Source organism: Aliivibrio fischeri (assembly GCF_009727955.1).
Classification (GTDB): Bacteria; Pseudomonadota; Gammaproteobacteria; order Enterobacterales; family Vibrionaceae; genus Aliivibrio; species Aliivibrio fischeri_A.
In genome coordinates this window covers 1-13,348 of the sequence record NZ_WOBR01000004.1, presented here as the reverse complement: position 1 = coordinate 13,348, position 13,348 = coordinate 1, and the positions used below count along the sequence as shown (strand labels likewise).

Annotated in this window: 15 protein-coding genes; 6 read left to right on the top strand and 9 right to left on the bottom strand. The window is 37.7% G+C overall.

Translation table 11 applies throughout. The features are described 5' to 3' along the window. Window positions 1–68 precede the first annotated feature (68 nt). The 6 genes from flgE to GNP81_RS03515 form a co-directional block, all read right to left on the bottom strand. Window positions 69–1,367, bottom strand: coding sequence for a flagellar hook protein FlgE (gene flgE, locus GNP81_RS03540; protein WP_155673572.1), 1,299 nt, complete (start codon window positions 1,365–1,367; stop codon window positions 69–71). 160 nt (window positions 1,368–1,527) lie between these two features. Then, the gene (flgD, locus tag GNP81_RS03535) at window positions 1,528–2,238 is read right to left on the bottom strand and encodes a flagellar hook assembly protein FlgD (RefSeq protein ID WP_005420404.1); all 711 of its coding nucleotides are present in this window, start codon (window positions 2,236–2,238) and stop codon (window positions 1,528–1,530) included. A 15-nt stretch (window positions 2,239–2,253) separates the two neighbouring features. Next, window positions 2,254–2,670 (bottom strand): flagellar basal body rod protein FlgC, encoded by a 417-nt coding sequence (gene flgC / locus GNP81_RS03530; protein ID WP_005420405.1) that lies wholly within the window; start codon window positions 2,668–2,670, stop codon window positions 2,254–2,256. A 2-nt stretch (window positions 2,671–2,672) separates the two neighbouring features. Then, window positions 2,673–3,068, bottom strand: coding sequence for a flagellar basal body rod protein FlgB (gene flgB / locus GNP81_RS03525; protein ID WP_005420406.1), 396 nt, complete (start codon window positions 3,066–3,068; stop codon window positions 2,673–2,675). Window positions 3,069–3,263: 195 nt separating this feature from the next. Continuing rightward, window positions 3,264–4,091 carry a CheR family methyltransferase gene (locus GNP81_RS03520; protein WP_005420407.1) on the bottom strand — a complete coding sequence of 276 codons (828 nt, stop codon included), beginning with the start codon at window positions 4,089–4,091 and terminating at the stop codon, window positions 3,264–3,266. Window positions 4,092–4,174: 83 nt separating this feature from the next. Beyond that, entirely contained in the window at window positions 4,175–5,095 is a 921-nt protein-coding gene (locus GNP81_RS03515; RefSeq protein ID WP_155670675.1) for a chemotaxis protein CheV, read from the bottom strand. A 77-nt stretch (window positions 5,096–5,172) separates the two neighbouring features. Here GNP81_RS03515 and flgA point away from each other — a divergent pair, with 77 nt between their 5' ends. From flgA to GNP81_RS03500, 3 genes are all read left to right on the top strand, one after another. Then, window positions 5,173–5,919 (top strand): flagellar basal body P-ring formation chaperone FlgA, encoded by a 747-nt coding sequence (flgA, locus tag GNP81_RS03510; protein ID WP_196587342.1) that lies wholly within the window; start codon window positions 5,173–5,175, stop codon window positions 5,917–5,919. 215 nt (window positions 5,920–6,134) lie between these two features. Then, on the top strand, window positions 6,135–6,446 hold the full coding sequence (gene flgM, locus GNP81_RS03505; RefSeq protein ID WP_005420410.1) for a flagellar biosynthesis anti-sigma factor FlgM: 312 nt from the start codon (window positions 6,135–6,137) through the stop codon (window positions 6,444–6,446). Between the two features lie 46 nt (window positions 6,447–6,492). Then, complete coding sequence (locus GNP81_RS03500) at window positions 6,493–6,921, top strand: flagella synthesis protein FlgN (RefSeq protein ID WP_005420411.1); 429 nt, start codon at window positions 6,493–6,495, stop codon at window positions 6,919–6,921. Between the two features lie 320 nt (window positions 6,922–7,241). Here the strand turns inward: GNP81_RS03500 and GNP81_RS03495 are convergent, their stop codons facing one another. Together GNP81_RS03495 and GNP81_RS03490 are read right to left on the bottom strand one after the other, a co-directional pair. After that, the gene (locus GNP81_RS03495) at window positions 7,242–7,673 is read right to left on the bottom strand and encodes an LPP20 family lipoprotein (protein ID WP_005420413.1); all 432 of its coding nucleotides are present in this window, start codon (window positions 7,671–7,673) and stop codon (window positions 7,242–7,244) included. Window positions 7,674–7,684: 11 nt separating this feature from the next. After that, complete coding sequence (locus tag GNP81_RS03490; RefSeq protein WP_005420414.1) at window positions 7,685–8,320, bottom strand: FlgO family outer membrane protein; 636 nt, start codon at window positions 8,318–8,320, stop codon at window positions 7,685–7,687. A gap of 171 nt (window positions 8,321–8,491) precedes the next feature. Here GNP81_RS03490 and GNP81_RS03485 point away from each other — a divergent pair, with 171 nt between their 5' ends. The 3 genes from GNP81_RS03485 (at window position 8,492) to GNP81_RS03475 (ending at window position 11,479) form a co-directional block, all read left to right on the top strand. Next, window positions 8,492–9,628 carry a flagellar assembly protein FlgT gene (locus tag GNP81_RS03485; RefSeq protein ID WP_155670676.1) on the top strand — a complete coding sequence of 379 codons (1,137 nt, stop codon included), beginning with the start codon at window positions 8,492–8,494 and terminating at the stop codon, window positions 9,626–9,628. A gap of 217 nt (window positions 9,629–9,845) precedes the next feature. After that, a complete protein-coding gene (locus GNP81_RS03480) occupies window positions 9,846–11,222 on the top strand; it encodes a tetratricopeptide repeat protein (protein WP_236798236.1) in 1,377 nt (458 codons plus the stop codon). Between the two features lie 83 nt (window positions 11,223–11,305). Continuing rightward, window positions 11,306–11,479, top strand: coding sequence for a hypothetical protein (locus GNP81_RS03475; RefSeq protein WP_065624096.1), 174 nt, complete (start codon window positions 11,306–11,308; stop codon window positions 11,477–11,479). Window positions 11,480–11,591: 112 nt separating this feature from the next. On the opposite strand, the gene gltX is transcribed toward GNP81_RS03475, so the two are convergent. Then, complete coding sequence (gltX, locus tag GNP81_RS03470; protein WP_146866786.1) at window positions 11,592–13,016, bottom strand: glutamate--tRNA ligase; 1,425 nt, start codon at window positions 13,014–13,016, stop codon at window positions 11,592–11,594. Window positions 13,017–13,348 lie beyond the last annotated feature (332 nt).

Sequence of the window (13,348 nt, the reverse complement as noted above, 5' to 3'; positions counted from 1 at the left end):
GCAAGAGTTCTGGGTAAAAAATTGCCGTCACATGAGACGGCAATTTTAAGAATTAAATAATGAAATTATTATCGAATTTGTAAAATATTTTGTTGCAACTGGTTATGTACATCCAATGAACGTGAGTTCGCTTGGAAGTTACGTTGTGCAGAAATCAAATCAACCAATTCTTGTGTCATATCGATATTTGATTGCTCCAAAGTACCACTTTGAATATCACCAAATGAACCTTGGTTTGCTTCACCCCAAATAGCCGCACCAGATGCTTGTGTTGTAGACCACTGAGTACCACCATTTTGTGCAAGACCTTGCTGGTTAGTAACACGAACCATAGCTACACGACCAAGCGTTACATCTTTACCGTTTGAGTATGAACCTACAATGTTACCGCTCTTATCAATATCAACTTTTGATAAGTAACCTGTTGTTGCACCATCTTCACTAAAGCGACGCATTTCAAACGGTGCTGAGAATTGTGTTGGGTTATCAAACTTCATGGTTAATGTCTGAGAAGGATCAGCACCATTTAAGTTTAAACCATTCTCACCTAAGGTTGTTGTTGCAACCGATTGACCCGCATTAATGCTTTGAGTTGTACCATCATTATTAAAGATAATAGAGTGACCAATTTGACCCGCGGCATTCGTTGAATCACCACCGTTGATGTTTACTGGTTTTTCACCATCAGTATCCGTTGAAGAGTAGAACACATTCCAACGGTTTGGCTGTGTTGCATCTTTAACATAGTACGTCGTCATTTTATATGGCTGACCTAAAGAGTCATACGTCGTAACCGAAGTTGACTTGTTATAAGTGTCAGGATCATTCATATCAAAAAGAGCAGGATCTTTTGGTACTTCAGTTGCTGGTAAGTTCATACCAATTTCAACATTTTCAGTTGGTTTTGGCTTACCAAATTGATCTGGGATCTTAAGTGCTTTTGGCTCATAAGACGATACGTTGCCAGATTCAGGGTCAACTTCATAACCTAATAGGAATTCATCGTTTGATGTCGTTACGTAGTTTTCATTATCTAGGTGGAATGCACCATTACGGCTTAATTCATTTGTCGCTGGTTGTAGGCGATCTTTTGCCACAGCGAAGAAACCTTGACCCGAAATACGTAAATCCATTGGGTTATTGGTGTAAATACTTGAACCTTCGTGGAACTGTTGTGCCACTTTAGTTGTTTGTGCACCACCACCTGTTGTGGTTTTTGCATTCGAGAATAGTGATGATGAATACACATCACCAAACTCTGCACGAGATTCTTTAAAGCCATATGTATTCGCATTGGCTAAGTTATTCGATGTTGTATTTAAGTCTTTTTGAGCAGCGGCTAGACCACTTAATGCTACGTATGACATTTGATATCTCCTATCTAGCTACGCATATGTTTTCCAATTCCATTAACGATCAAAGTTAAGGAAGAGTGTTAATGGAATTGGCATAGCTTTATGAATAATTAAATGATGAAAATGGGAGTATTCAGGCAGCGATAAGTTGCTGCACTGAATATTCGCCCTTTTATGCCTTACCTACTTCTAGCACTTCTGCCAGTTTAATAGGTGAAGCAAAACCAGCAAGATTTAGCAGAACATTGCCATCACCTTTGCCCAGAAGAACACTATTTACGTTTGCGTATGTAGATACACCAAACTCTTTGTTTTCTCCATCAAGCACGCCAGCAGCTTTAATATTGTAGCGACCAGCAGGCATTGCATTGCCTTTATCATCTTTGCCGTCCCACTCTACTCGAGTGTCGCCAGCAGGTTTAGCGCCCACATCTAAAGTACGAATTAATTGACCTTGTTCGTTTTCAACACGAACCATTAGGTTATTAATTGCTTGAGGCAATTTAACCATTGCCGCCATACCTTTATCTGCTTCTTTTAAGCCTTTAGCGCCAGGTACTAGAACATCACGACCAACAAGCGAAGACGCTTGTAATGCTTGGTTAGATGTCATTGATGAATTCAAGCTATCAAACTGTGTATTCATCTTGCCAATACCATCGACAGTTGCAAATGAAGCCATTTGCGCAATCATCTGGTCGTTTTCAACCGGTTTAAATGGGTCTTGTTGAGACAACTGCTTGGTTAGCAATGAAAGGAAGTCTTCTTGCTTCAGTTCATTTTTGCCGCCCGTTGTTTTTTCAGTTTTGTTCGCCTCTTGAAGACTCTTTAACTGGTCGATGTAGGACAAGCCGTTTTGACCAACGTTATTGATTCCAGTCATAGCTACCTCCTATCCTTATTGACCCATTCGCAGAGTACTCTGCAACATTTGTTTACTCGCATCTGCAACTTGAACATTCGTTTGGTATGAACGAGAAGCAGAAATCATGTTTGCCATTTCTTCCATCACATTAACGTTTGGCTTAAAGATATAACCATCGTCATTTGCCATAGGATGGTCTGGGTTATATTCTGCACGTAGAGGCTTTTGGCTTTCAACAATACCAAGAACTTTTACAGGAACTGTATGATCTTGTTTGTATTTTGCTTTGCTCAATTCCGCACCAAAAACAGCCTGGCGTGCTTTATAAGTTTCAGCAGCTGAGCTACTTACACTGTCTGCGTTTGCCATATTACTTGAAGTGGTGTTAAGACGAACTGACTCTGCACTCATTGCAGAACCTGTAACGTTAAAAACATTAAATAAGCTCATCTCTATTCCCCTTTAATTGCTTTGGTTAGGTTTTTGAACTTGCTACCTAAAAAGTCTAATGATGCTTGATGACGAAGTTGGTTTTGCATAAACAAGTTACGCTCCAAATCCACATCTACCGTATTGCCATCACCTGTATCAGGTTGAGTAGGAAGACGGTATTGAATTTCCCCAGCCATTCGTGTTGAGGCATTAATGTGCCGACCATCAGTACGGCTTAAGCCCATACTTGCTTTCGATGTTGCCGACTGTAATGCTTTTTGAAAATCCATTCCTTTTGCTTTATAGCCAGGAGTATTCGCTTGAGCGATGTTTGTCGCTAACATTTCAGCACGTTCAGAGCGAACTCCAACCGTATACTGATGAATACCCAATGCTTTATCAAAAGAAATTGCCATTTCAAACCCTCCACAAGAACTGACTAGCAGTATATATAATTTCTATATTGCAACCTGTATGCCAACTTTTTCAATTCACAGAGCAGATTGACGATACTACCGATATTTATTTAGCAATATCTGAGCCAACTATAGATTACAGGCACAAAAAAAGCGACCTAAGTCGCTTTTTGTTCAATAATCATTCAGCCATGATTATTTTAATTTATAAATAATGCCTGGATTACAACGCACCATCTCAAATTTATCTGTTAGTCCAGTTAACGATTCCGATGCACCTAACAATAAATAACCACCAGGGTTAAGACTTGCCGCCATTTGATTTAACACTTGAGATTTCATTTCAGGTGAGAAATAAATCAATACGTTACGACAAAAAATAATGTCAAACTTACCTAATAAGCTATAACTGTCCATAAGGTTTTGTGGACGGAAATTCACCATACGTTTAATTTTATCGTTGATTTTCATCTTGCCATCACCCGCATCTTCAAAGAAAGCACGGCGACGTTCAGGAGATAAACCACGACTTAACGCTAAGTTGTCATAAACACCTGCTTTACAGGTTTCAAGCATTGATGGTGAAATATCGGTTGCTGTAATGCTGATATTAGGAAGAAAACCAGGTTTACGTGCTTGGATTTCAGAAATGATCATACCCATTGAATAAGGTTCTTGACCTGATGAGCTTGCCGCCGACCAAATTTTTAATGGGCGACGGTTTGCCGCTAACTCTGGCAACAATTTGTCTGCTAATACAGTAAACGGATAACCATCTCTAAACCACAATGTTTCATTAGTTGTCATTGCATCAACAGCGGCAACACGCAGCTCTCGATTACGCCCTGAAATCACTTGTTGTAATAGATCGGATAATGAAGCTAATGAAAACTTAGCAACTAAAGGACTCAGTCGGCTTCTAACTAAATATTGCTTACTGTCCCCTAGGACAATACCACATTGAGATTCTAGAAAACGGCTGAAGTCACGATACTCTTGTTCGTTGATAGTTATAGTTGTCATTAACGGTTTAACTTCCAAATAAAAAATGAATTGCCGTTTTATATTACTACGACAATAGGATTTAGCTTATTACTTTATGCTGTTTATTTTTCAACAGCCTTCTTCACGGCCGCACCTAACTCATCAGGATTAAATTTAGCAATGAATTGGTTTGCACCAACACGTTCTACCATTGCTTGGTTGAATACGCCACTTAGTGAAGTATGCAATATAACGTGCAGATCTTTTAGTGCTGGCTCACGACGAATTTCAGCAGTTAATGTGTAACCATCCATCTCTGGCATTTCAACATCAGAAATAACTAAACCAATTTGCTCGTATACGCTACCAGCATTTGCCATTTCAACTAGCTTGTTCAGCGCTTCTTTGCCATCTTTTACCATAATGGTTTCAAAACCAATAGATTCAACAGCACGTTGTACTTGTTTACGAGCAACACTCGAGTCATCAGCAATAAGTACTTTACGAACAACTTCTTGGCTCATCGTTGTCATCTCTTCAACCAGTTCTTCGTTCATTGTTTCATCGATAGGTGCAATTTCAGCTAAGATTTTTTCAACATCCAAAATCTCAACTAGCTCTTCATCAATATTTGTTACTGCTGTTAGGTAGTTTGCACGACCGGTACCTTGTGGCGGTGGCAAAATTGCCTCCCAGTGCATATTAACAATACGCTCTACCGATTTTACTAAGAAACCTTGAATTGTACGGTTAAATTCAGAAATAATAATAAAACATTTATCAATTTCAGTGGTTGGACGGCCGCCAGTAGCAAGACTTAAATCAATAACAGAGATAGTTTGACCACGAATATGCGCGATACCTTTTACTAAAGGATTTAAATTTGGCATTGAAGTCAACTTCGGACACTGTAATACTTCTTTTACTTTAAAAACGTTAATACCATAACGTTGACGTCCCATAAGACGAAAAGTAAGCAGTTCTAAACGGTTCTGCCCTACAAGTTGTGTGCGCTGATTCACCGAATCCAGTATACCTGTCATTATATGACTCCATCTTGTGCCACTATGTAATTAAACCGCGAGCCTAACATAACCCTATGAAGAACACGATATACAACATGGCATTTTATATTGAAAATATGATGATAATAAAAAAACGTGATTACAGAACCACTTTTTATCGACTTATAAGCGTTATCGGCCTATTTATAAGTTTCTTTAGCTCGAATGTGTATGCTGCCACAGATGAACAATTAAACGCAATCAAACACGCAGCAGAAAGTTTTCTACAATCCCAAATTGAAGTGCCTCAAAATGGTACTTTATATATTGAAGCTGCCCGTATTGATAACAGAATACAAGCAACAGACTGCCCTGTACCATTAATTGCCTCTTTGCCTGGCCGCCTTAATTCAAGTGGCAATACATCGATCCTAGTTGAATGTCAGCCTGATGATTGGAAAGTATATGTCCCTGTAAAAGCAGAATTAATGATGCCTTTGGTCACCGCTATCGCTTCATTATCAAGAGGGCACACTATTTCAAGCAGTGATTTAACATTAACCATGGTTAACAGTCGAACTTACCAACGTGGCGGCTACATTAATATTGATGATCTCGTAGGAGCTCGTATTAAGCGTAGTGTTAGAGCCGGTGAAACTGTAGAAAAAAACGACATCTGCATGGTATGTCGCAACGACAGTGTTATAATTAAAGCAGTAAAAGGTGAATTAAGTATTATCACAAAAGGAACCGCACTTGGTGACGGAGCTCTTGGTGATAAAGTTAACGTTAAAAATGATAAATCCAATCGAATAGTAAATGGGATTGTCACCTCAGTCGGTGAAATAAGCATCCGTTTTTAAGATATTAATTAATATCGAATAAAATTTTTATTTTTTACTAAACTATCTTACTCGATTGCCGATAAATTGATCATGGCATCATTTATGCTTAGTTTTACTACAGTTTAAAATAATGAAAAAAGCGTCAAAAATTTTCATTATTTACTAAAGTTATTTTTTTGACAGCCGATAGATAGATTAGAAGAATGTATTAACCGGCTAAAAGGCTTGAATATATGACAAGTATTGACCAATTACGTGCTAGCCAGGCAATGGCGTCTTTACGCAATCAGGCTCGTGTAGATTCTGGTGATAAAGCCCCAGAAACTCAAGCACCTGCATTGTCTGCAAAATCAGATGCGGTTTCTTTAAGCAATCAAGGTAAAGAAATTGGCCAAATGCACCAACAATTAGCAACAGAACCTTCTTTTAATGAAGATAAAGTTGCTGCAATCAAAGCTGCTATTGCAAATGGATCATACACAGTTGACCCTGAACGTTTAGCAGACAATATGATTAAATTTGAAGACGAATTAGCCGGCCTATAACCTAGGCTGGTTAAGACTCTCACTGTTTTATTTACATTAGGAACATATGGCTCAGACACTTACTGAACTGCTTGATCTACAACGCAGCGTTGCGCTCTCTCTTTCTACGGTATTAAGTCGAGAGAAAGTCGCTATCGCAAGTAGAAAGCCGACGGAAATGGAAAGTATTGCCCATGATAAACTAGGCTTACTTAATCAATTACGTCAGTATGATCAGCTATTAGGAAGTCATGCGGAACGTCAACTGCTGTCTGAAGATAATGCACTTAATGAAAAAGTATCGGAAATTAAATCGATTATTCATGATTGTAAGCAAGAAAATGAAGTCAATGGTGAAGCACTGCAACGTGCTCAACTTAGCTTCAACAAGCTAAACAATCTCATGCAGCAAAGCCGAGGCAAAAATGGCATGACGTATACTGCTGAAGGCCAAACACGTAATGTGACGACATTAGGCACTAACGTAAAAGCTTAAGTAGCCTTCTCACGATCATCGATTTCTTATCCAACCGTGTTGTATTCCTAACACGGTTTTTTTCTGTCTTTTCACACCGAACTCCTACTCTTACTTCCCTTACTCATCCCTAAACCTAGCTCTCGCTCTCGCTCTTACTTCTCTTACCCGTCCCTAAAACCTAGCCCCTACTCTTACTTCCCTAACTCGTCCCTAAAACCTCGCCCCTACTCTTACTCTCCCTATCTTACAAAAACAAAAAAGCCCTCGGCACCAAGTACCGAGGGCAATAGCATTATGTCGAATGAGAGCTTCTAACTAATCCTATCTAAAAGCATCAATTAGAATAACGTTGTTTTTCTTTGTGTCGATGGTACATCGTAAACCTGACCTTGGTTTTTCATACGTTCCATCTTTTTCAAGTTAAGCTTTAATTCAGTAACGTAGCTATCTCCAACAGGATAAGTTCTAACTACTTCTGCGCCACGAATAATACCATCTACACCAGCACTCGTACTTTCTTCACCAAGCTGCTGGTCATTCATCTCAACTTTACCACTGATACGCATACCATAAACCTGTTCAGCAAGCTCACGATAAGCATCAACTTTAGATGCTCGCATTGCTCTAATGCGTTTTTCATCGATGTTCTTACCTGCTTGCTCACTAATACTTGCGTATCCAACAGCGGTAAGGTTATCGCTTTCGCGCATAACTCCGATTGGCTGACATCCAACTAATACTAATAGGGCTAATAAAAACCAATGTTTCATATTCGCTTCTCCTATGGACGAAGGATAATTGTGTTACGTTCTGCTTTTTGAACATCAGAACGAATAATCACACCATCTTCCATACGCATTGTATTTAGTGTGTCTAAATCACGGCCAATTCGATCCGCTGGTAGGAAACCTTGTGCCGATGCAACAACAACACGAGTTTGCATACCAATAACACGAGCATTAATTAACACACCACCATCTTGGCGAAGCATTGTACCTGTTAGTACGTAATCAACTTGCTGCTCTTGAACCAATTCTTTCCAATCACGACTAAACGCAAAGTCCCCTTGCTGAGTTACTCTGATATTACCCGTTGTTTTATAGTCAATAACTTTAAAGCCACGACGTTGAAGTTGGAAAATAAAGCTTTCTGTCACCGAATTACCTAACCAGTTTGTTTGATCCATTTGTTGTAGATCTACAAAAGAAGTAATGGCAATTGGTGAACGAGCAGATAACGTCGTATTTGATGTTACTAACTGTTCAGTTAAGCTTTCAATGAAGTAATCCATTGTATGGCGTGGGGTATCAGCCAACATAAATGGGCTACCGTTATATGGTTCTTTACCATTATAAATAGGTGAATATGCACATGCACTCATCACCATAGACAGTAAAATTACAACCAATGCTCTCATTCTATTATCTCCAGATAATGTTTTAATATACTTACTAATTCTTCAATTTAAGCGTCAAACTTAAACTAGGAACAAAACTTGCTATAGTTAAGGAAACGCAATTTGTAAGTACTTTTATCAATCAACAAATATTAGTTAGCAAATTCCATACCCACTTGGCAGATAACAGTAATGAAAAAAATAATTTATTTAATTACCTCTATATTAACAATGAGTTACATTACACCAGCGCATGCTGAGTGGTTTGAGGTAACAGGTTCAGCAAGTGTCTTAACCAGTAAAGATGCGGCAAGAGCTAATGCACTAGAAGATGCCGCTTATCAAGCAATGCTGTTTTCTGGGGCCGATATTAGCCGCCTAAAGGATCTTAAGATCTTTTTAGAGAATGATAATAAACGTTATCAATTTAGCGGTAGTGAAATTCGCAGTATCGAAGTGGTTAAAGAAAAGAAGAAAAACGACAAAATTTATATTACCGCTCGTATTGATATCTATCCTTCGGCAAACAGTTGCCATATAGGGCAATATAAAAAGACATTTATGACGAGTGAAATCACTATTGATTCACCACAACAAGCAGTAATGGGTAAGGTATATCATTTAGGTGAAGACTTAAGTACGATATTTTCACGTCAATTAGATAAAGAGTCACAAAGCTTTGTATCAGTAGGTACTTCTCATATTCGTATTGATAAACGTCAACCAGAAGTCGCTAAAATGATAGCGGAAGATCATGGTGCGCAGTACATATTCTCAGGAAGCATTACAGATTTAAGTGCCACGATTGAACAAAATTTACTAAAGAAAGATACCATTAACCGTCAATTTGCTATCGAAGTTGCGGTACTAGATGGTAAGACAGGTCAAACAATTTACAACAACAACTACCGTGAAGTTGCGTTATGGAACTTTCCTAAAACCAGTGAAGTAGATACACAGAGCGCACGTTTTTGGACTTCAGCTTATGGCGAAATGGTGTTAAGAGTTAACCGTGACATCATGCTTGATCTTGAAAATCAATTTGCTTGTAAAATGACACTTCCACAGGTTGTAAATATCAATAATAACCGTATCACAATGGATCTTGGTCGTATTCACGGTGTTAAGAAAGGCGATAAATTAGATCTTTGGCATACAGGTTCTTTTATTGATCAAAATGGTTTACCACGTAATAAAGTGACGAAGACAAGTATTACGTTAACCGTAGATCGAGTGTATGAACAAAATGCGGATCTTGTTATTGATCAACCACAGTTAATTAATAGCATTCAAATTGGCGATGTTATGCATAAAAACATCGCTGAATAAACCAATTTTCAACCTTTAAGTAATGAGAAACAGTGCCTAGTGTGTTGTTTCTCATTATTTTATGACTCTTACCAACGTTTTACTTCCTTAGTTATTGTATTCTTAGTCAATAATTCAAATTCAATTTTCAAATCAGAATGCAATGCTAGGTTATTTTCACTTTATTATCGGTTGTTTTTTCTTACTGATAAGCTTTAATTCGTCTGCAACTTCAGTCATGTCCTCAGAATCTTGGCAAGAAGAATATCATTTAAACCGTATTGAGAATCCAAACAAAGCACTCTCAATGCTAAACAATGTGTATTCATCACTACCACCAAGTGCTGAACGTATCTTTACTGCAACAAGAATCCATGGCTTTGTTACTCGCCGTGGTAACGAATATACCTCCCCGCTAAAAAATAATACAACCAATATTTATGATCACATTGAATCATTGATCTTATTATCTATGGACTTGGAAGATAATGGAGATTATAAACAAGCTCTTCAGCAAATTAAAAAAGCTCAGTTAAAATCAAAAAATTTAAATGACTTAGATTTAAATAGCTTGTTATCTATTAAACAATGTCGTTCAAACTTAGCTTTAGGCAATTATTACCTCGCTGAATTTTATTGCCAATCGGCAATAAAGCATTTAGAAAAAACAAAAGATCATTATATCGATATCAAATGGGCGTACCGCTTATTAGCTTTAAGCTACCAAGGCGTAAGTGATTTTAAATCCGCATTAAAAGCCAATGAAAAAGCCTTATCTCTAAGCAAAAGTTATGAATTAAACGATACTATTTATAATAATATTAGCTCGTTATTACTACAGATGGGACAATTAAAAGAAGCAGAGAAATATGCGAAAAAAGCACTAAAAATAAGAGAGAAGCGTAAAATTAGCCAAAAAATTGCACAATCACATATTGTTCTCGCACAGATATATTTAAAATCATCGCAATACGTTCACGCGAAATCGTGTGCAAATTTCGCTATAGCACAACTTAATGACAATACAGCTAATGCGCAAACTCTTAGTCGAGCATACTTAACATTAGCAGCAGTTCTAAATAAACAAAGTTATTATGATGAAGCTATTGAATATCTACTACTCGCATTAAAACAATTAGACAACAATTCAAATTCCGACTTACTTATCAATACTTATCAGCTACTTAGCAGTGCTTATTTAAAACATGAAAACTCAAATAAAGCATTAGACTACATATCAATTGCTATTGATAAATCTCAACAATCCCAGAACCAACAAGCATTAGCAAATTCATATCTCATAAAGTTAGATATAGAAGAATTTACTGGTGATATAAAAGCAGCTCTTATTACTCGCAAGCTATATGAAAATGTCATAAAAAAAATTCATGCTCTAAATGATAACAATAGAGATATCACATTAGAGTTACGTAATCTTCTCATAGAGAAAGAAAAAGAAAAGTTACATAATTTAAAAGAAAAGCATCAGCAATTATCAGCGATAAATACAGAGAAACAGCATAAATTGCTCTTTCAAATTATGATTATTATTTTAGTTTTAATCGTTTATTTAGTATTACGTTTAAAATTGAATCCTAAGCATAATTTCAATTAATGCTCTATATTTAAATATAGCAATGGATATGCGGCACCTAAAAATCGTAAGGAAAAATCAATCATATTATTGAGGTCTAAGCGATGAAGTACACATTGTTAGCTATTCTTTTATCTATATCTTCATTTAATGTACTTGCATATGGCGGCGCAACTGAAGTTGGTCCAAAAGTATCCTGTGAGCTGCCAGATGGAACAGTGTCAGAAACTTATTTACTATTATGTAAAGGTAACGGCGGTACTGTTAAAGCTGATTAAAGAAGGCATCAACCAGTAGTAATGACTATGTAGTTACTAAAAAAAGTAAAAGCTCCAAGCATAAAAAAACCGCTGAATAACAGCGGTTTTTATCTAAAATATAAAAACAGAATTATGCGTTAGCTTCACGCTCTGCGATAAATGCTAATGCCATCTTGATACGAGCAACAACACGCTCTTTACCAACTAATTGCATAACAGCATCTACAGATGGTGATTGACCACCGCCAGTTACTGCAACACGTAGAGGCATACCAATTTTGCCCATGCCGATCTCTAACTCAGCACACACTTCTTCAATCACATTGTGAAGATTTTCAGTAGTCCACTCTTCTAGCGCTTCCACTTTAGCTAAAGCAAGCTCTAGCGGACCTTTAGCTACACCACGTAAGTGTTTCTTCGCTGCACCAGCTTCGAACTCTTCGAAATCTTGGTAGAAGTAGCGAGATTGCTCCGCTAATTCAATCAGTGTATTACAGCGCTCACCAACCAGTTTAATCACATCAGTAATTGCTGGACCATTTTCTAAAGAAATTTCTTTTTGATCTAGGTGCCATTGTAGGTATTTTGCAACATACTCAGGCTCTGATGATTTAATGTAGTGGTTGTTTAACCATAACAATTTATCAGTGTTGAATGCTGATGCTGATTTACTTACTGCATTTAAACTAAATAAGTTAATCATCTCTTCTTGAGAGAAGATCTCTTGGTCACCATGAGACCAACCTAGACGTACTAAGTAGTTGTTCAGTGCATTTGGAAGGTAACCTTCATCACGGTATTGCATTACTGATACCGCACCATGACGCTTAGACAGTTTTGCACCATCATCGCCAAGGATCATTGCACAGTGTGCAAACATTGGTACTGGAGCACCTAATGCTTCATAGATATTGATTTGACGAGGCGTGTTATTGATATGGTCTTCACCACGAATAACTTGAGTAATACCCATATCCCAGTCATCAACCACTACTACGAAGTTGTATGTTGGAGCACCATCAGTACGACGAATGATTAAGTCATCCAGTTGGCTGTTTGAGATTTCAATACGGCCACGGATCTGGTCATCAAATACTACCGAACCTTCTTTAGGGTTACGGAAGCGAATTACACATGCATCACCTTCTTTTGCTGCCGCATTCGCAGCAACAATTTTAGGATGGTTTGCATCGTAACGAGCCATTTCTTTGTTTGCTTCTTGCTCTGCACGAATTTCATCTAGCAGTTCTTTTGATGCATAACATTTGTATGCTTTATCTTCAGCAAGCAGTTGGTCAACAACTTCATTGTAACGGTCAAAACGCTTAGATTGGTAATATGGACCTTCATCCCATTCCATACCCATCCAGTGCATACCTTCAATGATAGCGTCTACCGCTTCTTGAGAGTTACGCTCTAGATCCGTATCTTCGATACGTAGAACAAATTCGCCACCTTGGTTTTTAGCAAAAAGCCATGAGTAAAGTGCTGTACGAGCACCACCAACGTGAAGATAGCCTGTTGGGCTTGGAGCAAAACGAGTTTTAACCGTCATTGTTATTACCTTTTTGAAGAGGTTGAGCTGAATCTGTCAGCACCACATAATTTGTGCGCTATTTTAGCACTATAAGGTAATTCTACAATGGGAAAGAGGGACTGTGTCTAATTTAAAAAATAGAAAAAGTGGTTAAGCGAATCGCTCAACCACTTTTAAAATTCAAAAATTATTTATTTAACAACCAAGTTAAGATTTGAGCTCTATCTTCAGTAGAGGCTTTTTCATACCAGTAGCTCAACATTTCTACTGATTTAGAATCAGATTTTAATTGTGTACTGATTGATTTTCTATTTGCAAACGCCCACTCAGTAAATTGCTCTTGTTCTGCA

Coding starts and splice junctions, on each gene's coding strand:
- flgE (WP_155673572.1), bottom strand. CDS start 1,367: ATGTCATACGTAGCATTAAGTGGTCTAGCCGCTGCTCAAAAAGACTTA.
- flgD (WP_005420404.1), bottom strand. CDS start 2,238: ATGACTGGAATCAATAACGTTGGTCAAAACGGCTTGTCCTACATCGAC.
- flgC (WP_005420405.1), bottom strand. CDS start 2,670: ATGAGCTTATTTAATGTTTTTAACGTTACAGGTTCTGCAATGAGTGCA.
- flgB (WP_005420406.1), bottom strand. CDS start 3,068: ATGGCAATTTCTTTTGATAAAGCATTGGGTATTCATCAGTATACGGTT.
- GNP81_RS03520 (WP_005420407.1), bottom strand. CDS start 4,091: ATGACAACTATAACTATCAACGAACAAGAGTATCGTGACTTCAGCCGT.
- GNP81_RS03515 (WP_155670675.1), bottom strand. CDS start 5,095: ATGACAGGTATACTGGATTCGGTGAATCAGCGCACACAACTTGTAGGG.
- flgA (WP_196587342.1), top strand. CDS start 5,173: ATGGCATTTTATATTGAAAATATGATGATAATAAAAAAACGTGATTAC.
- flgM (WP_005420410.1), top strand. CDS start 6,135: ATGACAAGTATTGACCAATTACGTGCTAGCCAGGCAATGGCGTCTTTA.
- GNP81_RS03500 (WP_005420411.1), top strand. CDS start 6,493: ATGGCTCAGACACTTACTGAACTGCTTGATCTACAACGCAGCGTTGCG.
- GNP81_RS03495 (WP_005420413.1), bottom strand. CDS start 7,673: ATGAAACATTGGTTTTTATTAGCCCTATTAGTATTAGTTGGATGTCAG.
- GNP81_RS03490 (WP_005420414.1), bottom strand. CDS start 8,320: ATGAGAGCATTGGTTGTAATTTTACTGTCTATGGTGATGAGTGCATGT.
- GNP81_RS03485 (WP_155670676.1), top strand. CDS start 8,492: ATGAAAAAAATAATTTATTTAATTACCTCTATATTAACAATGAGTTAC.
- GNP81_RS03480 (WP_236798236.1), top strand. CDS start 9,846: ATGTCCTCAGAATCTTGGCAAGAAGAATATCATTTAAACCGTATTGAG.
- GNP81_RS03475 (WP_065624096.1), top strand. CDS start 11,306: ATGAAGTACACATTGTTAGCTATTCTTTTATCTATATCTTCATTTAAT.
- gltX (WP_146866786.1), bottom strand. CDS start 13,016: ATGACGGTTAAAACTCGTTTTGCTCCAAGCCCAACAGGCTATCTTCAC.